General features: G+C 60.1%; 14 protein-coding genes and 1 tRNA gene. 7 read left to right on the plus strand and 8 right to left on the minus strand.

Features of this window, described 5'->3' with window-relative positions:
* Window positions 1-109: 109 nt before the first annotated feature.
* Together HS101_08990 and trpB are read right to left on the minus strand one after the other, a co-directional pair.
* A complete protein-coding gene (locus tag HS101_08990; GenBank protein ID MBE7506406.1) occupies window positions 110-922 on the minus strand; it encodes a tryptophan synthase subunit alpha in 813 nt (270 codons plus the stop codon).
* Window positions 912-2126, minus strand: coding sequence for a tryptophan synthase subunit beta (gene trpB, locus HS101_08995; GenBank protein MBE7506407.1), 1215 nt, complete (start codon window positions 2124-2126; stop codon window positions 912-914). Before trpB ends, HS101_08990 begins: the two co-directional genes overlap by 11 nt.
* Before the next feature lie 110 nt (window positions 2127-2236).
* Here trpB and HS101_09000 point away from each other — a divergent pair, with 110 nt between their 5' ends.
* Both HS101_09000 and HS101_09005 read left to right on the plus strand, forming a co-directional pair.
* Window positions 2237-2716, plus strand: a complete 480-nt coding sequence (locus HS101_09000; GenBank protein MBE7506408.1) for an acetolactate synthase — start codon at window positions 2237-2239, stop codon at window positions 2714-2716.
* A gap of 137 nt (window positions 2717-2853) precedes the next feature.
* A tRNA-Val gene (locus tag HS101_09005) sits at window positions 2854-2927 on the plus strand.
* Window positions 2928-2984: 57 nt separating this feature from the next.
* Here HS101_09005 and HS101_09010 read toward each other — a convergent pair.
* The 4 genes from HS101_09010 to HS101_09025 all read right to left on the minus strand — a co-directional run bounded on the left by HS101_09010 (window position 2985) and on the right by HS101_09025 (window position 9942).
* On the minus strand, window positions 2985-6047 hold the full coding sequence (locus tag HS101_09010) for an efflux RND transporter permease subunit (GenBank protein ID MBE7506409.1): 3063 nt from the start codon (window positions 6045-6047) through the stop codon (window positions 2985-2987).
* Window positions 6048-6095: 48 nt separating this feature from the next.
* Complete coding sequence (locus HS101_09015; GenBank protein ID MBE7506410.1) at window positions 6096-7367, minus strand: efflux RND transporter periplasmic adaptor subunit; 1272 nt, start codon at window positions 7365-7367, stop codon at window positions 6096-6098.
* Between the two features lie 116 nt (window positions 7368-7483).
* Window positions 7484-8953: a TolC family protein gene (locus HS101_09020; GenBank protein ID MBE7506411.1), complete on the minus strand. Its 1470-nt coding sequence runs from the start codon at window positions 8951-8953 to the stop codon at window positions 7484-7486.
* Window positions 8954-9432: 479 nt separating this feature from the next.
* Window positions 9433-9942 (minus strand): hypothetical protein, encoded by a 510-nt coding sequence (locus HS101_09025; protein ID MBE7506412.1) that lies wholly within the window; start codon window positions 9940-9942, stop codon window positions 9433-9435.
* 265 nt (window positions 9943-10207) lie between these two features.
* Here HS101_09025 and HS101_09030 point away from each other — a divergent pair, with 265 nt between their 5' ends.
* The 3 genes from HS101_09030 to HS101_09040 all read left to right on the plus strand — a co-directional run bounded on the left by HS101_09030 (window position 10208) and on the right by HS101_09040 (window position 12930).
* On the plus strand, window positions 10208-10879 hold the full coding sequence (locus HS101_09030; protein MBE7506413.1) for a response regulator transcription factor: 672 nt from the start codon (window positions 10208-10210) through the stop codon (window positions 10877-10879).
* Between the two features lie 9 nt (window positions 10880-10888).
* On the plus strand, window positions 10889-12322 hold the full coding sequence (locus HS101_09035) for a heavy metal sensor histidine kinase (GenBank protein MBE7506414.1): 1434 nt from the start codon (window positions 10889-10891) through the stop codon (window positions 12320-12322).
* 329 nt (window positions 12323-12651) lie between these two features.
* Window positions 12652-12930: a hypothetical protein gene (locus HS101_09040; GenBank protein ID MBE7506415.1), complete on the plus strand. Its 279-nt coding sequence runs from the start codon at window positions 12652-12654 to the stop codon at window positions 12928-12930.
* A 26-nt stretch (window positions 12931-12956) separates the two neighbouring features.
* On the opposite strand, the gene HS101_09045 is transcribed toward HS101_09040, so the two are convergent.
* A complete protein-coding gene (locus tag HS101_09045) occupies window positions 12957-14723 on the minus strand; it encodes a hypothetical protein (GenBank protein ID MBE7506416.1) in 1767 nt (588 codons plus the stop codon).
* Window positions 14724-15086: 363 nt separating this feature from the next.
* On the opposite strand from HS101_09045, the gene HS101_09050 reads away from it, so the two are divergent.
* Window positions 15087-16703, plus strand: a complete 1617-nt coding sequence (locus HS101_09050; protein ID MBE7506417.1) for a sodium-dependent transporter — start codon at window positions 15087-15089, stop codon at window positions 16701-16703.
* A 317-nt stretch (window positions 16704-17020) separates the two neighbouring features.
* Window positions 17021-18178, plus strand: a complete 1158-nt coding sequence (locus HS101_09055) for a hypothetical protein (GenBank protein MBE7506418.1) — start codon at window positions 17021-17023, stop codon at window positions 18176-18178.
* 108 nt (window positions 18179-18286) lie between these two features.
* Here the strand turns inward: HS101_09055 and xerC are convergent, their stop codons facing one another.
* On the minus strand, window positions 18287-19315 hold the full coding sequence (xerC, locus tag HS101_09060; protein ID MBE7506419.1) for a tyrosine recombinase XerC: 1029 nt from the start codon (window positions 19313-19315) through the stop codon (window positions 18287-18289).
* Window positions 19316-19471: the final 156 nt, after the last annotated feature.

The raw sequence follows: 19471 nt of genomic DNA on the forward strand, positions 1-19471 counted from the left end.
AGTGCAATTCAAGCACCCTGACGAGCATGGCACGCCCCCGCAGAATCGATAAAAAAGGCGAACCACGGAGCCGGAAAGCAGGGTAGGGGGCTGGCAATAAAGAAGACCGTCAGCGCGCCCCGGGGCCGGCGAGTTCGGCGACAAACAACATGCACTCGGCGAGTAGCTGTTCCTCGTTGCAACCTTTGGTAACAAGCTGTGAAATCCGGGCGACAATCGCGCTGCCGACAATGGCGCCGTCGGCAAACGTACAAACTTCGCGAACCTGATCGGCAGTTCCGATGCCGAAACCGACCAGAACCGGCCGCTGGGTCCGCTGGCGAATGTCCTCCAAATGACCGCGCAGGTCGGGGGGTAGCTTTCCTCTCGCCCCGGTCGTGCCCTGCACCGAGACGTAGTAGAGAAATCCGCCGGCAAGACGGGCGATGCGATCCTGCCGATCGGGCGGGGTTGTCGGTGCGACGAGCATCGCGACGCGAAGCCCGGCGGCGTGAACGCGCTCGACAATCGCGGGGGCCTCTTCGAGGGAGATGTCGGGAATGATGAGTCCGTCGATGCCCGCGGCCGCTGCCCTCGCGATAAATTCGTCCGCTCCGATGCGATAAATGATGGAGGCGGAAACCATCCCGAGGATGGGGTAACTCACATCGCGCCTGACGGAGGCGATCAAAGCGAAGATATCGTCCACGCGCGTTCCGGCGGCGAGGCTGTGAGTGAAAGCCTCCTGAATCACCGGGCCGTCTGCAATCGGGTCGGAGAAGGGAAATCCGATCTCGACGCCGCGAATCGGGAGCGATTCGAGACCTCGAAGGAGGGACGCAGTAAATGCAACACTCGGATAGCCCGCGGGGATGAACGGCCAGAGGCCGGAAGGCTGTGCCGCCAGGGTGGCATCAATTCGATTGACCGGATTAGTGCTCAACGCTCTTCCCCCTGAGCCGGGCGACCTCGACGCAGTCCTTGTCGCCACGGCCCGAGAGACTAACGACAATCATCTTGTCCCGCCCTAGCTTCGGCGCAAGTTTGACGACGTGAGCGATGGCATGGGCCGTCTCCAGCGCGGGAATGATGCCCTCGGTGCGACTGAGCAACTCAAAAGCCGCAAGCGCCTCATCGTCCGTGGCACTGACGTATTCAGCACGGCCGGTAGCGGACCAGTAAGCGTGCTCGGGGCCGACGCCGGGATAGTCCAGTCCCGCCGAGACGGAGTGGACCGGGAGCGTCTGCCCGTCGTCATCCTGAAGCACAATCGTGTGCATGCCGTGAAGCACGCCGGGGCGGCCCTTGGAAATCGTGGCGCTGTGCCGTCTGTCGAGACCTTCGCCGGCCGCTTCGACGCCGATAAGACGGACGCCGACGTCGTTTATGAATGGGTGGAATATTCCGGCGGCGTTGCTGCCTCCTCCGACGCAGGCAACCACGGCATCCGGCAGGCGACCCGAAAGCGCCAGGGCCTGTTGTCGGGCCTCGCGACCGATGACAGATTGGAGGTCGCGGACGATCAGAGGAAATGGGTGGGGACCCATCACAGAACCGATCACATAGTGGGTGGTGCTAACGGAAGCGATCCAGTCGCGTAGTGCCTCGTTAATGGCATCCTTGAGGGTGCGCTGGCCGCTTTCCACCGGAACGACGCGCGCGCCCATGAGCTCCATGCGATAGACATTCAGACGCTGACGCCGGACATCCTCCGCCCCCATGTACACCACACACTCGAGTCCAAAGACGCAGGCGGCTGTTGCCGTGGCCACGCCGTGCTGGCCCGCACCGGTCTCGGCAATGATGCGCCGCTTGCCCATTCGCTTGGCAAGAATGGCCTGACCCAGCGTATTGTTGATCTTGTGCGCCCCGGTATGGTTGAGATCCTCGCGCTTCAGGTAGATGGCCGCGCCGCCGAGTTGCTCACTGAGCCTCGCCGCGTGATAGAGCGGGCTCGGACGGCCCACGTAATTCTGCAGGTATCCGTCCAATTCCGCCCAGAATGCTGCGTCATGCCGAGCGGTCGCATAGGCCTGCTCAAGGTCGGTCAGTGCCGACATGAGCGATTCCGGAACGAACTGCCCGCCGAAATTGCCGAACCGCCCGGAGGCGTCGGGAATAGTCTTCTGCGGGTCGAAAGAGGTCATAAACGGCTCCCAGGGGCTCGAAAATCCATCATAAGACGCATCCGGTGGACGGCCAAATCGCCCAATTGAAGATTGTTCTCTCGCCTGCAGTAGGCCGATACAATATCCCTATGGCAACACGTCCCTTTGAAACGGCGGGATCACTCAAGTCCCCAATGGTTCGACAGATATCGGTCTTTCTCGAAGACCGTGTCGGGGCACTGATGCGTCTCTTCAAGGCATTCGAAGGATCGGACGTCCGGGTTGTGGCGATGTCGGTCGTTCACGCAATCGACTGCGCCATTATCCGGGTCATCTGCGACCAGCATGACGCCGCCGTCGAGATCCTTGAAAAGCGCGGCTTCCCCCTGAGTCAGACCGAGCTGCTAGTTGTTGAAGTGCCGCACGGCCACGGATTGATGTCCATCTGCTCCGCCCTGCTCGCCGGCGAGGTCAACATCGACTATGCCTACCCGCTGCTGGTGCGCCCGGCAGGCCGCGCTGCCCTGGCCATCCACACAGACAGCGTTGAGACCGCGGTCCAGGTTTTTCGCCTGCGCAAGTTTCAACTCATGTCCGAAGACGACCTCGGCCCCGGCCCGGTCCGCTGAATCAACCGTCCCACTAATCAGCCCGAAACCCCGCTGCAGGAAATGCAGTGACGAGCCTGCGCCTGGACGATCGGGCTGTTTCCCTTCGACGTACGCCCCGTCCCGCATTAGAATCCAACGCTTAACCCGCTGCACCCGGGCGATTAGCTCAGTTGGTTAGAGCACCTCGTTTACACCGAGGGGGTCGGGGGTTCGAGTCCCTCATCGCCCAGTGCCCACCCATTTTCATTCTCGGCTCGAATAAGAGCGCTTTTGCCGGATTCACATTTCAAGCCGGCTTTCGAAATACCCTGTACAGGGCCGGAACACACAGGAGATTCATCAGCGTGGATGTGACGAGGCCGCCGGTGATGACGACGGCGAGCGGGTACTCAATCTCGTGGCCCGGTCTGTCGCCTGCAATAACCAAAGGGGCGAGGCCGAGACCCGTGGACAGCGCGGTCATCAGAATCGGAGACAAGCGCTCTTCCGCACCGCGCAGCAGGAAGGATGCGCTCATGCACTCGCCTTCCTCGCGGAGCAGATGCTCGTAGTGGCTGACCATCATGATGCCATTTCGCCCGGCGATGCCGATCACCGTGACAAAACCCACGAGCGAGCCGAGTGACAGCACCCCTCCGGTAAGAAACGCGGCGGCCACGCCTCCAACGAGCGAGAAGGCAAGCGTAAGCAGGATCAGCCCCGTTAGGCGCACGGACTGGAATTCCACGTAAAGCAGAACAACGATTCCGGCGAAAGCCGCGAATGAGAAAACCAGCAATCGGCGCTGGGACGCCTGGCGGGCCTCAAACTCACCCAGAAACTCCGGGTGGTATTCGCGATCGAAACTCAGGGACCGCACCTTTGCCTCCACATCCCGCGCGACGCTTCCCAAATCACGGCCCTTTGCATTGCAGGTAATGTCGATGCGACGCGACGCTGACTCGCGCTTGATTTCGTTAGGTGCTGGAACAATCGCAATATCCGCAACGTCGCCCAGTCGCGTATGCCCGCTGCGGGGCAGGTCGATCAACAAGTCTCCTAGCCCGTTTGGGTCGGCCCGCAGTCTTAGATCCCCGAGGACCGCGACGTCGAAGACTTTTTGTCCCTCGAAGATTTCGCCGACTTTGACGCCTTGCAGTAGCGTCGTGGCAGCGCGGCGGACATCGCCCGCGGTCAGGCCGAACAGAGTCGCGGCGTCCGGCTTGAGTCGAACCAGAATCTGAGGCACAAGCGTTTGCGTCTCGACGTGAAGGTCAGTCACACCCGGAACCTCCGCCATAACCCTTTGGACTTCCTGCGCCTTGTCTCGAAGGATAGCGAGATCCGGACCAAACAACCGAACCACGATGCTCGCGCTCGAACCGGTCAGGACTTCTTTGATCCTCTCCTTCAGATATGTCAGCACATCTCGGTAAATGCCGGGGTACTCGTCGATGACCGCCTGAATCCGCGCCAAGGTCGCGGCAAAGTCCGCTTCCGGCTCAACGCTGATCCAGAGTTCGCAGAAATTTGGGCCGACGACTTCATCGGCGACCTCAGCGCGGCCCAGGTGCGCGCCGAAATTTCGTACGCCGGGAATGGCGCGTAGCTCTCGGCTTACGTTGATGGTGGAACGGGCCAACGCGTCGAGGGAAGTGCCCGGCTTTTCGACCCAATGCATCAGAAAATCGGTCTCTTGAAAACTCGGCAGGAATTCCTCGCCGAGGAGCGGAATGCTTAGTGCCGTCGCCAGGAGAATCGCCGCGACGCTCCAGCCAATTCGGGCGGGCCTGAAGAGCAATCTCGGGAGGAGATTCCTGTATTTCTCTTTGAGCCATCGAACCAGTCGGGAATCTTCCGCGACATGATTGGCTCCCGGGAGCAAGAAATAGGAAAGTGCCGGCGTCACCGTTAGGGCAACCAACAGAGACACGAGGATGGCGAGGATGTACGAAACCGCCAGCGGCCGAAAGAATGTGCCCGCCAGCCCCTCAAGGAAAAAGATGGGAACGAATACGAGGATAACGATCATGCTTGCGAACACGACCGCGCTTCGCACCTCAAGAGATGCACGCAGAACGACGCGGAAGCTCGACACCGGCGAGCCGGCAAGGGCGTTAAGCCGCAGACGCCGCGCGATGTTCTCGACGTCAATGATGGCGTCATCGACAACTTCGCCGACGGCGATGACAAGGCCGGCGAGCGTCATGACGTTGATCGTCCCGCCTCGCCAATAGAGAACGAGAATAGCCCCCAGGATGGACAGTGGAATGGCGACCAGGCTGATGACGGCGGTGCGCCAGTTAAACAAGAAGATCACAAGAATGATGGCGACAAGCAGCGCGCCCAGGAGCATGGCGTCCGTCAGATTATCAATCGAGCGCTCGATGAAAGTCGCCGGGCGGAAGATGGTGGAATCGATTTCGACGTCGCTCAGACCGGGGCGCAAGGCATCGAGCGCTGTCTCAACTTTTCGTGTTACTTCAAGCGTATTGCCCCAGGGCTGCTTCTCGACGATGAGCAGCAAACCCGGGCCGTCGTTGATCACCGCATCGCCGATGGGCACCGGATGCCCCTCAACCACCTCAGCGACGTCCCCCAGCCGGAGTATCCCCTGATCGGACTCGATAACCACCGCGCGTGCGAGTTCTTCGACAGTCTGAACAGCAGCAGCATGACGAATGGGAATCCGCTGGACCGGCGTATCGACGAAGCCACCCGCGGAAACCACCGTTGCATCACCGGCGGCGCGGACCACCTGATCCAACGAAACGCCGTGAAGTCGCAGGCGATCCGGATCCACGCGCACCTGTAACTGGCGGTCGCGCTGACCCCAGATGGCGACATTCGCGACGCCGGGGACGGCCATCAGATGCGGTCGAATCGACCACTTGGCGAGGGTGGTGAGCTCCACCTGAGAGAGCTTCTTCGACGACATCCCAATCTTCAGCACGCGGCTTAGCGATGACAACGGAGAGAGCATGACCGGCGGCCTGGCGACGGCGGGAAGCCGAGGAGCCTCAATCGCCAGGCGCTCCTGAACGAGTTGGCGGGCCTCCATGAGATCGACGTCTTCCTCCAGGTACAGGACGATGGAGGCAAGGCCGAGCACGGACTTCGAGCGCAGTGTCGTCAGCCACGGCGTGGCGTTCAGGACACTCTCAAGCGGAACCGTGATCAGGCTTTCGACTTCCTCAGTGGACAATCCAGGCGCTTCCACCTGGATTTCGATTCGTGGGGGCGCAAATTCCGGAAAAACGTCCAGCGGAACGACGGTGGCCGCGCGAAATCCGGCGACCACGCTGACCGCGGCCAGTGCAATGACCACTACGCGAAGCTGCAACGACGTCTTGACGATCCACGAAAGCATGATTCGGATGCGTGGCGCGCCGGCGGGCCTCGCAACTCCCTGTTGGTACTAGTGCCCCGCTCCGCCAAACTCAATGCCGAACAATTCGGACGAGCCCTCTACCACAATCCGAGATTTCTCCTGGAGTCCCTTGGCCAGCACCGCGAGGTCTCCGTCGACGCGGTCAACGGCGACGCGCAGTCGTGTAAAGGCGCCCGGCTCCACTTCTCGATAAACCCATTGCCCACCGTGGATATCGTGCACCACCGAGGCCCAGGGGACGACGAGCAGATCTGTTTTTGCGGTTGTTGGAATGTCCAATCTCAACCGTTGCCCCGGGAATAATGAAAGGGTGGGATTCTCGATTTCGTAATACCAATCCACGGTTGCGGTTGATGGATTCGCGGTCATCGGCGATGACAAGGGCTTCGCCAACAATGTGTAATTCTTTGAGTCGCCAAGGACGAATACCCGTGCCGCGTCGACTCCTTCAAGGGATGCCACGTCTCCAACGTAGACCGGCACTTTGATCCACAGCGGGTCGAGCGACGCAATTTCGCACAACGGAGCACCGGCGGCCACAGCTTGGCCGGCCGCAACGTAGATTTTCTGGAGTACGCCGTCGAATTGGGGCGAAATCGGCAGCGCAACGCCTGTTGCTGCATCCTCAAGGTCACTGAAAGTACGCTCCAGAACACTCAGCCGAGTTTGTGCGGCGTCCAGATTCGACTTCGCTAGACGGTGTCCGGCTTTGGCCTCATCAAGCGAACGAACCGATCCTGCGTTTTCCCTCAAGAGGCGCTCGGCTCGCTCCTGCGCAATCGCAGCGGCATCCAGCCTGACCAGGGCCGCCTCCACTTCGCCCCGAGCCTGGGCCATTGCCGTCTCGAGGTCCGCCTGGACTCGGGCCAGCGCGATTCGATCGGCGGGATTGAGGACCTCCCGATCTCCCCTGATGGATGGAAGCAATTCAAATAGGATTTCACCGGCTGAAACACTGATTCCGGGCCCGGGCCAGGTACGCGAGGACGTAGCTGTAATCGTTCCGGGAAAAGGTGATGAAAGGGTGATCGATCGCCCCTCCGGAATCACGGTCGTGCCGCCATACGTGCGGAATTGTTGAACGCTTTCGCGCACAACTTCAATCGTCCTGATCGCGAGGTGCTTGCGCGCATCATCGGAGAGCGTGACGGTCGTCAAGGCCGTTTCCGGCCTTGGGTTCTTGACGTCGACCCGCTTGACCGAGGCATGATCGCCGTCATTCGACGACGACGAATCGCAGCCGACGGCCATTGATGTCAGGCTCAGGGCAAACAAAATACAACGCAGGGCCTTGGTCATGAGTGTTCCGATTTCAAAAGAGCGACGCAGCAAGGATCTGCCTGCCAAAGTCAAGAAAGAACCCCAGGAAGCTCTGGACGAACATCACGAATAACTGGAATAACTGATCAAGGGGACTAGTCATTGCCACTGGAATCCTCCTCATGGTTGGATACATCTGCTTCAGGTGCGGACGGGCCGCGAGCCGCTTCAAATCGGCCACCCAGAGCTCCCGTCAGTTCCGCGATCGCCGTTCGGTAGTCTCGCAGTGCGTCGGCTGACAGCCGTTTCTGCATAAACTCAGCTTCCTGAGCATCGAGCAGGACGAGGACGCTCTCCTCACCGTTCTCGTACCGGCTCTCAGCGCTTTTCAGGTTTCCTTCCACCTGGGGCAGAATCTCATCCCTGAAAGAACTGACCAGTTCCGCCGCGATGCGGGCGTTATTGGCGGCCGTTCGAACTTCGGTCACAACCGAATCCAGGAGCTGCTCGCGCTCCTTTGAGATGCGCTGAAGGGTAAATCCTGCCTTGGCGATCTGGGCCTGATTCTGGTCCCAGATGGGAAGCGTCAGTTGAATCGTCGGACCGAGCATGCTGTCAATGATTTGCCGCCGCGCAAGATCGCGCTGGCCCTTTGACTCGATGGTCGGCGCCGTCGGCGCCCCCGCCGCAATCGACGCCCTGGCGGTATCCGCAAGGACCTTGCGTCCCGGTAGCGCGCGGCGCTCCGTTCGTTCGCCCTGCAGCCCAATCTCCAGACTGGGAAAAATCTTGAGAATCTGCAGGTCGATGTCGCGCTCGGCCGAGGCGACTCGGGCATCCGCCCACTGAATGTCGAATCGATTCGCCATCGCAGTCGCGATGAGGTTATCTTCCGGGGCGATGACTGGATCAACCGAATCAATTTCGCCGCTCAGGTTCCAGGAATCAGGCCAACGGGCAAGGCCGAGAATCTGGGCGAGGGCAAGACGGGAGTTCTGCAAATCGCGGGTCGCGCGACGGGACTCGTTCTCAGTATCGAGAACCTGTGTCCGGATCAGCCCTGCTTCCAGCGGATTTGCCTCTCCGGCCCGAAGCCGTGCGTCGGCCAGCGCGAGGGATTGGCGCGCCCGCTCTGAGTTCTGCCGGGCGATCTCTTCGAGTTGAGCGCGCCAAAACACATCGAAGCATGCGGACTTCGTGCGCGCGGCGATGCGCACAGCCTCATCGAGAACGGAAAACACCGTTTGCTGAAGCTGGGCCTCGGCAATCTGCTTTCGAACAGGAATCTGCCAAAGGTCTACCAGTTGTTGCGCAAATCCCAGGGTCAATTCGCTCCGCCCTCCGCCGTCTGGAAAGCGCGCGCCGATGACCAGTGATGGATTCGTGAGCAGCCGGGACTGAACGACATCCGCCTGTGAAGCGCCGATTGATTGAAAAAGGGCCTGAAAGGCGCGGTTGTTGAGCATGGCCATGCTGACGGCTTCCTCAATGGTCAGCCCGTCCGCAAGGAATGATCGCACTTTGTCGTCGACGAGCGATTCACCGGTCGGGTTATAGACTTCCTGCACGCCGAGTCGATTCTTGATTTCCGAACCCGCCTGCTCAAAGTTCGAAGCAGGATCCACACGGGCGCAACCCGTTCCAATCGCGGCGACAACTACCGCAGCAGCCATCAGACCCGACAAACACCCGCGTTCACCGAGAGGTGATCTTCGTCGTGAGTATCTCACAATCGCGACAACTTTCTTGAATGGAAAAAACATGTGGAAGACGACTGCGTTCCTCTCTCCCTGTCAGCGGCGCCCCAGGTGCGGAAGCCCGTCAATGGCGATTGTGTAGAAGATGTCCGCGCCCCAGTCGCCATTGACGCCTGCACCTCCCAGCGGTCCGAATGCACGGCAATGGTCGATTGTCCCGCTACCGTCCGGCACACGGAACACACGACCACGAATGCCGCGAGACACAGCGCAGCTCTTTGTCTCAGGCTCACAGGAGTCGTCATTCGAACCGTGAACCGCTCTTGGCCGATACCGGGCATTGTTCACGCCGGTTTGAACTCCAACCAACGCTTAAGTTCAACAGGCCCTCGACGTTATCGATCCGGCTAGTCGTCGTCGTGTTCTTCACCGTGTTCATCGTCCCGATCGTGCGTTCGGCCGTCCGGGGAGTAGAGCACTTCATGCCGGCGATCGCCATTGCGAAACTTGACCTCGTACATGATGTAGGTCTTCTTCTCGACATAGACCTTGGCGTCCTTGCCCGCGGCCTGCGTGGCCTTGTCCTGAACGGCCTTCGGAATCGCGTCAAAGGGCACGGCCTCTTCCAGCTCGACCAGATCACCCGACGCTGTCACCAGTGCGTCAACGTTTCCGTGCGGGCCCTTCCACGACCCCTCATAAAATGTTCCTCCGTACTCTTTCTCCTCCGCGAATTCCGTGAGCTTGGCGTCACCCGCGAGTTTCTTCAGCGCTGCAAGCGCCGCGGCCGGAACCTCGGATTCCTTGACTTGTCGCTCGCTCTCCTCGTGCGGACCCATCGCGCGCACCAGACTCACACTCGCAGCACCAAGTGTGACCACCGCAATCGTCGTGATGATTGTTCGCTTCGTCGTCATGCCTGTCTCCCTGTAAAGAGTGTTCTCTTCTCTAACCGATCCGATGAGCCTCATTGCTACAAGGCACATCAGGCTCGGATCGTACAGTGCGGCGGTTTCCACACTAGTTCAGGTTCATTACAAACCTGAAAGAAATACCCGATTGGGTGTGCGGAACGCACGTCGGCGTCTTGGCGAACCAGTGCCTGACGGGCTAAGCTAACCTCAGAAGACGGATTCAAGAGGAATTCGCGCTCCGTTCACTATTGTCCAAGGTCACAAACTCATGCGCGCACTGGTTGTCGAAGATGAGCCCGGAGTGGCGACATTCATCGAGGGATGTTTGCGCGAGTCGTCTATTGCGGTCGACGTGGCCGCGGACGGACAAACCGGTTTTCAATTGGGGACGGAAAATCCTTACGACATTATCGTCCTGGACCTGATGCTTCCGATTCGCGATGGATTCAGCGTCGTGCGCGGCCTGCGCGCCGAGGGCGTTCAAACTCCTGTCATTTGCCTCACGGCGCGTGACGCGGTGGACGATCGCGTCCGAGGGCTGGACTGCGGCGCAGACGACTATCTGGTCAAACCGTTTAGTCCCGCCGAACTGCTCGCCCGGATTCGCGCACTGGTTCGACGGACCTCGGCCGTTCCGACCAACCCCATTCGCGTCGGCGATCTGGTGGTTGATGTCGTCGCCCGTCACGTGGAGAGAGCCGGCCGTCGTATAGACCTGTCATCCAAGGAATTCGCACTCTTGGAGTATCTCGCCCGCAACACGGGACATGTGCTTACGCGGTACATGATCCTCGAAAAAGTCTGGGACATGAACCAGGACCCGCTCACCAATGTGGTCGACGTCCAGATGACTCGTCTGCGAAAAAAGATCGATTACGGGTTTGATTCGCCGCTGATTCATACGATTCGCGGTGTCGGCTTTGTACTTCGCGCGGAATAGGAGTTCGCTTTGCCCCGAAGTGTCCGCACACGCATCACGATGTTTGCGACGGCAGTCACCTTGACGGTGTGCCTGATGGTCTGCGCGGCGCTTTACACCGGCCTTCACATTTCTCTGCATCGAGAGGTGGACGCATTTCTGCGCGGTGAAGTTCAGGAATTCAAGGCCGTCCTCATTCACGAGGACGATGACGACCTGCAAGAGGTGGAGCGCGAGATCCGCGCGGAGCTGGGGAGCCGGCTGGGAACCGACCTGACCTTTCGGCTCCTCGATTCGACGGGCCGCCTCTTGATCACCAGCGACCCCGACGACGCCTTTGCAAACCCATGGACCCTTCAGCCCATGGATCCTGCTGACACCCCAATCGTGGCGTTTCAGACGATTCCACCTTCGCCCGGATCTTCATCGGTTCGCTTCTGCAGCGAACACGTGAACTTACCCGGCAGGGGGGATATGGTGATTCAGGTGGCCTACCGGCTCGATCGCGTGGATCAGTCGCTTTCGGTCTGTCGCCTGGTCTGTGCCGGGGCAATGGTCCTTGCCGCTTTATTCTCAATCATCGGCGGGCGCGCCGTGGCCCGGCGAAGCCTGCGGCCGGTCGCAGACCTGACGCGAACGGCAAAGCATATCAGTGCTCGGCGACTGTCGACGAGGCTGCCCCGATCCGGCGCGAACGACGAGCTGGACGCCCTGGCCGACACGTTGAACGAAATGCTGCAGCGCGTTGAACGGAGCTTTCGACAGATTCAGCAATTCACTGCGGACGCCGCGCACGAGCTGCGAACGCCGTTGACCGCCCTCAAGGGAAATGCGGAGCTTGCGCTCACTCAATCGCGTTCGGAGGCGCAGCTTCGCGCCGTCATCGAACAGAGTCTTACCTATTACCGAGTCCTGGCCCGTGTCACCGATGATCTATTGCTTCTCGCGAGACTCGACGCGGGACAGGAGACGCTGCAATTCGAGCGACTCAATTTGTCAGAGATTGTAGAGGATGTCGTCGACCTGTATCGCCCGTTGGCCTACGAGAAACGCATCGAGATCGCGGTCCAATCATCGGCGGATACACAGGTCCACGCGGATCAGGGAAAAATCCGCCGGCTCATCAGCAATCTGCTCGACAACGCAATCAAGTACATGGGCGACGAGGGCTCGATCGACGTCTGCGTTCAACGCCAAAACGGCGTCGTAACCACCTGCATCGCCGATACGGGCCCGGGCATTGCAGAAGATGAGCTCCCCCACGTCTTTGAGCGGTTCTACCGAATTGACAGGTCCAGGACAGGCGACGGCGGGGCGGATTCGCGAAGCGTCGGCCTCGGGCTGGCCATCTGTCGATCCGTCGTCGATGCCCATGGCGGTGACATTTCGATATCGAGCGAATTAGGCAGGGGCACGCAGGTCACCGTCGTACTCAAGACAGATGATGTAAACGGAACAGCCTGACTTTGGCAGCCGAAGTCTATCGCGCATGCCCTCGAATCGAAGGCGCGGGATCGGGCTCAGTTCTCCGCCTCAACTTGCGTTACGGCGTCATCAAGCGAAGTACTCGATGACTGGCTCTTGATCTCCGCAAGTCGATTCAGCATACGGTCGTACTTGGCGGAGGAACTCTCCAGGGGATTGGCGCTGGTATCTGCCGCCCGGGCCCGGGGCGCTGGCGATGTTGGATCATCCGAACATCGCCAAGGTACTCGACGCGGGCGTGACCGATACCGGCCGCCCCTACTTCGTGACGGAATTGTGCGCGGGCGATCGGATCGCGGATTATTGTGATGCGCGTCAGCTCACGATTCCGGCGCGCCGCAACAAGCCTGGCACAGAGCAATAGCCGCGGAGGAATCGAGTCGGTCGTCGCGGCCCATGAATCTACCGCCGCGGGCGGGCCGGGCATGGACGATGCCGAGCAGCGTAGCGCCCGGCTGCTCGTCCAGCTTTACAACTCATGGGAGATGGCAGACCCGGGAAAAGGCCACGCCGCACAGCGCGAGCTCTGGAATGCCAGACTCGATTCCGAGTCGTCAAAGGTCAACGGAACAAACGAACGCCGTTAAACGACATCCGGAGTGAACCGCCTTCACTAGAGCGGACAGTCATCACCGCCGATGATCATATCCACAAACGCATCAAGGTCGGCGATGCTCGCGGAGCCCTGCGCGGAGATATCCGCGCAGCCGCAGTCGCCATGCGCAACTCCCAGCACGCAGTCCAGATACCCCTGAATGTCGAGGCCGTTGCGCTGGCCGTCAACGAAGCAGTCCCCGGCGCACGCCCCGGGCACGCGAACCGTCGCGGCAACAGAGTCCGGCGAACCGGTCCGAAAGAGCCCGATCGTAGCTTCGCCGCTCACCGGACCGACATCGGCATCGAACCAGAAGTTGTACATGGTTCCGAATCGCAGGGCGTTGCTGTTTGCGTTCTGCGCGAAGGTCTGCGGGCTGTTCCATTTGACGTCATTGGTATTGACGTTGAAGGGCCAATCGGTGTTGTCAAACGGCTCGCCGGAGTGGTAGTCCACATCATGGAACCCCACGTTGGCAATCGTTGTCCCGGTCGGGAAGGGCACTGACAGCGACCCGGCGCTGCGGTGCGAATTCAGATTGTAAATGGCATAGTCATAGCGCCACATCCCGTTGCCGAGCGGCGTCACCTTGCTGGCCACATGAAACCGCCCTTCGGATGGCACGTCGACGGTTGTCAATTCGACGGATTCGTCAGGATTGCCGATTCCCAGACCGTGATCCCGCCAGGCCATGATCGCCGGCTCGCCGACGTGCATCGGCCCAGTGGGAAAAATCTGGAAAGAAAGCTCGACGGTGAATTGCTTGTAAGAGGCGTTGTTCAAGGCATTGCCCGCGATGGCATCGGCGGCTGCGACGTAAACCCCCTCCGAAAAATAAAGCGCCCCGGCGTTCTGATTCGGATCAATATCACTGGTCGATATCTGAAGCCGCTTGTAGATCACATTGCCGCTGCCGCCGGAGGGCCCGGGATACTGACCATTGAAGGCATTGCATGCCGAGCGCGGTCCAAGAATGCCCTGTCCACCGTTGTAACTCGGTCCATAGATATCGCGACAACCCGCGCCAAGCTGGCTCCCGCCGCTGCCGTTACAGGGCAGGCCACAACCGCTGCCGGCTGCCGCGACCGTGGCATTCTTCAGCCAGGACATCCCGATCTGCTCGAGCCGTCCGTCCGCCAGCTTGTAGGCGTTCATGCCGAGCAGCGGCGAGGTTGAGTTCCACGGAAGATTCGTATCGCCGAGGTTGCAGGTATAACTGCCCAGTGAATACGCGTGGATTCCACCGGAAGAGCCCCAATAATGGATGCCCTGCGTATCGGAATAAACAACGTCGACACCGCCGACCGAACCGCCGGGATTAAAAGTCGCCGTCAATGTGAACGTGCCGGTCGCGCCGCCATACCCGGCGACACGAACGTAATAGGTCTGCCCCATGAGCACGCCAACCGTCGTTGTCGATCGCAGGTCGCCGCATGCATCGTCATCACAGCCGAGTTCGGCCCCGCCGCAGGATGCAAAAACCGACAACGTGGTGTCCCAACTTGCCGAGCCGCATAAGCTGAAAGTCGCGAGCCCGTCTTCGCCCGGAATGAAGTAGTACCACACATCATTGACGTCGCCGGATCCGGCGCAACTGCTGAGATCGGTGCCGCTCGCGCCGACGCTCGTCCCGGCGATCGGCGTATCTACAAAGATCTCGATGGCATTGGCGCACTCGTCATTGGCCGGCTGGGCCTGCACAGTGGACGTGGGGATCGCCAGCAATGCGATCGCGATCGTGATGCGAAATGACAGAATTCCAATGTTACGGGGGGCTCGGGGCATGAAACTCACTCCAATGAACGATGACACGGTCCGACGGCCGACCCTGTGCGAAGGAACCTGCCGGCGCCGGGGCCGCCTTGTCTTGAATCGACAGGTTCGGCTGGTTGACAGACTGCCGAACACGCACGAGCAAGTGGCCCGTGCGACCCCGAAGAATCAAGCGAGACGGTTTATCGGGAGTTCATTCTATGTGATCGGCATACCTCAAGACAACGATTGAATGGCCGATCATCTATCGAATCTTAAAATCGTGCATCAATGCACAATTGGCTTTGACGCCTCGCCATCTGCCGGTAATCTATGCCGATTCTTGATCGCCGAAGTCGTGAATCGCATCCATTCGCCATCTGGAGCATGTCAAACATGACGCGACCCAAAGAGCAGTGGGCCAGTCGTCTGGGAGTCATTCTCGCCGTCTCGGGCTCTGCCGTCGGACTGGGAAATTTTCTCCGGTTCCCCGGAAACGCCGCGCTCAATGGCGGCGGGGCGTTCATGATCCCTTATTTCATCGCCCTGCTGGTGCTCGGTATTCCCATCTGCTGGATCGAGTGGGCCATGGCGCGACGCGGCGGTCTGGCCGGATACAACTCGTGTCCCGGCGTTTTCAGCATCATCTGGCCCAATCGTTCGAGCAAGTATCTCGGCTCACTGGGCCTCCTCATCCCACTCATCATTTACATGTACTACGTCTACGTCGAGTCGTGGTGCCTGGGTTATTGCTATCTCTACGCGACCATGCCTTCGGACTTCGCGGCGTGCGGCAAGGACCCTGCATTATTCAGTTCCTATTTCAAAAAATTCGTCGGCCAGGATCAGGACGGCCTCATGATGGCGGGGGGGCTGCATACCAGCGTCGTCTTCTGGATCATTGTCTTCTCAATCAACTTCGCCCTCATCTATCGCGGATTAACCAAAGGCATCGAGTCGTTCTGCAAGTACGCGATGCCTGCCATGAGCATCTGCGCGATCATCGTCCTTGTCCGCGTCCTCACCCTCGGAACGCCCGATCCCGCGAGGCCCGACCAGAATGTGGTCAAGGGTCTGGCCTTCATGTGGGAACCAAACATGGAGAAGCTCCTGCAGTTTGATACCTGGCTGGCAGCGGCGGGGCAGATTTTCTTCAGCCTCTCTGTCGGTTTCGGTGTCATCATCAATTACGCCAGTTATCTGTCCAGGAAGGACGATCTGATTCTCTCAGGACTGACCGCGACTTCGACCAACGAGTTCTTCGAAGTGTGTCTCGGCGGATTGATCACCATCCCCGCCGCATTTGTTTTCCTCGGTGCGACCGGCATCGCCGATTCGATCAACTCGACCTTCTCGCTGGGTTTCCACACGCTCCCAGTCGTCTTCGCCCACATGCCGCTGGGCCGGCTCTTTGGATTCCTGTGGTTCTTCATGCTCTTCCTCGCGGCAATCACCAGCTCGCTCTCCATGCTCCAGCCCGTGGCGGCGTTTCTGGAGGAAGCATTCAATATCGGTCGCCGCTCGGCCGTCGTGATTCTTGGCGTGCTCACTGCGGCAGGCGGCCTCTTCGTCATCTATTTCAGCAAGGGCCTCGGCGCGGTGGACGCCATCGACTTCTGGGTTGGAACGCTGGCCATCTTCATCCTCGCGATGATTCAGGTCTTCATGTTCTCCTTCAAGTACGGTGTTGATCAGGGACTCAAGGAGGCCCATGAAGGCGCCCACATGCGCATCCCCCGAGTCTTCTATTTCATCATCAAGTATGTAACGCCGACCTATTTGCTCATTATTTTCGTCGGCTGGTGCTATCAATCCCTGCCGAAACGATTCTCGCAGCTCCGGGCCGGCGGTGTCGAGCTCTACTCCGTCATCATGATCCTGATCGCCCTGGTTATTCTCCTCGGCATGATCTACTTCGCGGGCAAGCGCTGGAAAAAACGAGGCCCCGTGCCGACACATGTCCCAATCCCCGGTGGCTTCCCCACCGCAGAAATGGAAAAAGGTGCGCGATGAACGCCTACGGCTGGCTCATCATGTGCGTCTCGATCGGTTTCGTCCTGTCCCTTGCGTCATGGTGCTATTACAAAGTGCTGACCCTGCCTCCGCTTGAAGAGGGCGAGCAGTTGTAGCACCCGCCTTGTGACGCTTCGAGAGCGGCGCGTCCGAGCGAGCTTTGAATAGATCGGGCGATCCCGCGGCAATGGTGCCCAGGCCCATTCGTATATTGCACTCCTCAGAACAGAATCTTCTCTTTGAGGTGCCGACTCCGCGCCCGCCCGCACAACGGTACAATGCCCCATATGGTCTCGAATGGGACCCGGAGCACGCCCATGCAGCAGCGGTTCATTTTTTGGTGCCATCCCTGGGATCTCGAAGACGAAGGCATCGACGCGACCCTGGCCCGACTGGCCGGCGATATCGGCGTGGACACTCTCAGCGTCACCGCGGTTCATCCCGGGATCTATCAGGTGCGCCCTCGCCCGCTGGGCGACCGGTGGACCTTTCAGTCAGGCGCGGCTGCACACTTCCAGCCCGATGCAAAGCGCTACGGCTCCTCGCGGATTCGACCGCACGCCGCCGCATGGATGAAAAATCGAAACCCCCTCGAGCGCATCGCCAAGGCCGCCGAACGCGAGCGACTTCGCCTCCGTGTTCGCGTCTCCCTGCTCAATGGAGAGGAACTCGTCGAGAGACACGCCCACGCCGCCTGCGTCAATCTATTCGGCGATCCCAGCCGCGATAGGCTCTGCCCCTCCCATCCCGATGTCCGCGAATACGTCGCGGGCCTCGTCGAAGACCTCTGGACCAACTACGGCCTCGACGCCATCGAGCTCGACGGCCTCGATTGGGGACATGACAGCCGAATCACTATTAGCGACGACGTACACCATGATGAGTTGCTCGGTCAATTTAGCTCGTGGTGCTTCTGCGCATCCTGCCGACAAAGGGCAGCCGAATCATCCATCGACGCCGAAGCCGTTCGCCTCGCCGCCGTAGACCATTGGCGTCTGACAGCGAGCATCGAGATTGATTCCCAGGACCGCGATTGGGAGACATCGGAGGCGCACACCCTTGTCTCGCGCTATCTGAATCAGCGCCCGGCAACGATCACTTCTCTCATCCAGTTGATCCGTACCCGATCGCCGGCGGCATTGCGATATCACCTTGGTCCGACATCGGGCACGGTCGGCGCCGGCGCCGCCAGGGAATGCGGCGCCTGGGTTCAACACTGCGGCGGCGCCGACGCCGCAAAAGAGCTTCAGCCCGCCGGCGCGATCGGCGCGCCGTCGAATTGCGACATCTTGATTCCCCTCTCCCGTGCGACAATCAAAGACGGCCCATCTCTGGTCGCGCTCGTACACCAGCTCTCTCAGGTCGGATACGCGGGAATCGGCTTCGACAGCTACGGCCTCACGCCCGAGCCGTGCCTCGATTGGGTCCGCCAGGCCGTTCGCTATGCTCGCCGCGAACCAGGCGCCTCGTCGTAACCCCCCCAAAAAAAACAGCGAGCAGGCGGCCTTATGGGCTGCCTGCTCGTTGCAGAGTTATCGTGATAGTGACCTTCGATCGAGACGCCGCTGAGCGCGTCGCAGCGGTCAGGAGCGCGGATGACTGTTGTCGTAATCCCGCTTCAGTTGGGCTGTGGTCACGTGCGTATAGACCTGGGTGGTGCTGATCGACTGGTGTCCGAGCAGCTCCTGAACGCTTCGCAGGTCGGCGCCGTTGTTCAGCATGTGGGTCGCGAAGGTGTGGCGGATCGTGTGGGGGCTGATCGACGGATCAAGACCGCACATGATCAGATACTTATCGAGCTTGCGGCGAACGCTTCTCGTGGAGAGGCGCTGGCCGTGTTTGTTGACGAAGAGAGGCTGCTGATCGAACGTCGCGTTCCGCGGATCGCGCGATCGCATATCCACGTACTTGCGAATGGCAATCAGCGCCGTCGGGCCGATCGGAGCGATTCGCTCCTTGCGCCCCTTGCCGCGAATCCGCAGGCACTGCCCGGGGGCATCGACGTCGGAGATATTGAGTGCGACCAGCTCGCTCACGCGAACGCCGGTCGAGTACAGCGTCTCGAGCATCGCCCGATCCCGCGCTCCCAGGAGCGTCGAATCGTCCGGCGTCGAGAGCAGCTTCTGCATCTGCGTCACGTCGAGGAACTTCGGCAGGCGCTTTTCCTGCTTCGGAGTCCGGATCGTGGCGACCGGGTTCTGCGTGACGAAGTTTCGCCGCAGGCAGAACTTGTAGAAGCTTCGCAGCGTGGCGAGCTTCCGCGCAGAAGTCGCCTTCGAGTACTCCCGCTCGTGCAGGAATGAAAGGAAGGAGCGAATCTGATTCGCGTCGGCCCCCAGCAGCTTCTCGCGAAGCAACTGAAGCTGACCGGCGTTCTGCGTCGACACCGGGGCCGTTGCCACCGCGGTCGAGCCGCCGCCGCCATAGCCGCCGACCGACGGGCTCTTGCGCGTTTGCACAGAAGCCTGTGCTGCCGCATCAGGCCCGCCCAGTAGAAACTGGCCGAACTGATACAGATCAGCGGCATAACACTTTCCCGTGTGGGGCGAGAAGTGGCGCTCGAAGCGCAGGTAGTTTAGAAAATCTGTCACGAGTGGATGTTCTTGGCTCATGATCACGAAACTCTTTTCGGCGAAGTCACGTTCTGTTTCTCTGCAACCTGGCTCAGGCACACACCTGGCCTCCCCACCAAATCACAGCCTTATTCGGCGACGGCCCGGTCTTAAGAGGCCCTTCACCGCTGCGGACCCACCATCCGCAAGGCAACT

Source organism: Planctomycetia bacterium (assembly GCA_015075745.1).
Taxonomy (GTDB): domain Bacteria; phylum Planctomycetota; class Phycisphaerae; order UBA1845; family UTPLA1; genus UTPLA1.

What these genes read in the sequence shown, in the direction of transcription:
- trpB (MBE7506407.1), bottom strand. Translation starts at nt 2,126, where the DNA reads ATGACCTCTTTCGACCCGCAGAAGACTATTCCCGACGCCTCCGGGCGG.
- HS101_09000 (MBE7506408.1), top strand. Translation starts at nt 2,237, where the DNA reads ATGGCAACACGTCCCTTTGAAACGGCGGGATCACTCAAGTCCCCAATG.
- HS101_09010 (MBE7506409.1), bottom strand. Translation starts at nt 6,047, where the DNA reads ATGCTTTCGTGGATCGTCAAGACGTCGTTGCAGCTTCGCGTAGTGGTC.
- HS101_09015 (MBE7506410.1), bottom strand. Translation starts at nt 7,367, where the DNA reads ATGACCAAGGCCCTGCGTTGTATTTTGTTTGCCCTGAGCCTGACATCA.
- HS101_09025 (MBE7506412.1), bottom strand. Translation starts at nt 9,942, where the DNA reads ATGACGACGAAGCGAACAATCATCACGACGATTGCGGTGGTCACACTT.
- HS101_09030 (MBE7506413.1), top strand. Translation starts at nt 10,208, where the DNA reads ATGCGCGCACTGGTTGTCGAAGATGAGCCCGGAGTGGCGACATTCATC.
- HS101_09040 (MBE7506415.1), top strand. Translation starts at nt 12,652, where the DNA reads ATGCGCGTCAGCTCACGATTCCGGCGCGCCGCAACAAGCCTGGCACAG.
- HS101_09045 (MBE7506416.1), bottom strand. Translation starts at nt 14,723, where the DNA reads ATGCCCCGAGCCCCCCGTAACATTGGAATTCTGTCATTTCGCATCACG.
- HS101_09050 (MBE7506417.1), top strand. Translation starts at nt 15,087, where the DNA reads ATGACGCGACCCAAAGAGCAGTGGGCCAGTCGTCTGGGAGTCATTCTC.
- HS101_09055 (MBE7506418.1), top strand. Translation starts at nt 17,021, where the DNA reads ATGCAGCAGCGGTTCATTTTTTGGTGCCATCCCTGGGATCTCGAAGAC.
- xerC (MBE7506419.1), bottom strand. Translation starts at nt 19,315, where the DNA reads ATGAGCCAAGAACATCCACTCGTGACAGATTTTCTAAACTACCTGCGC.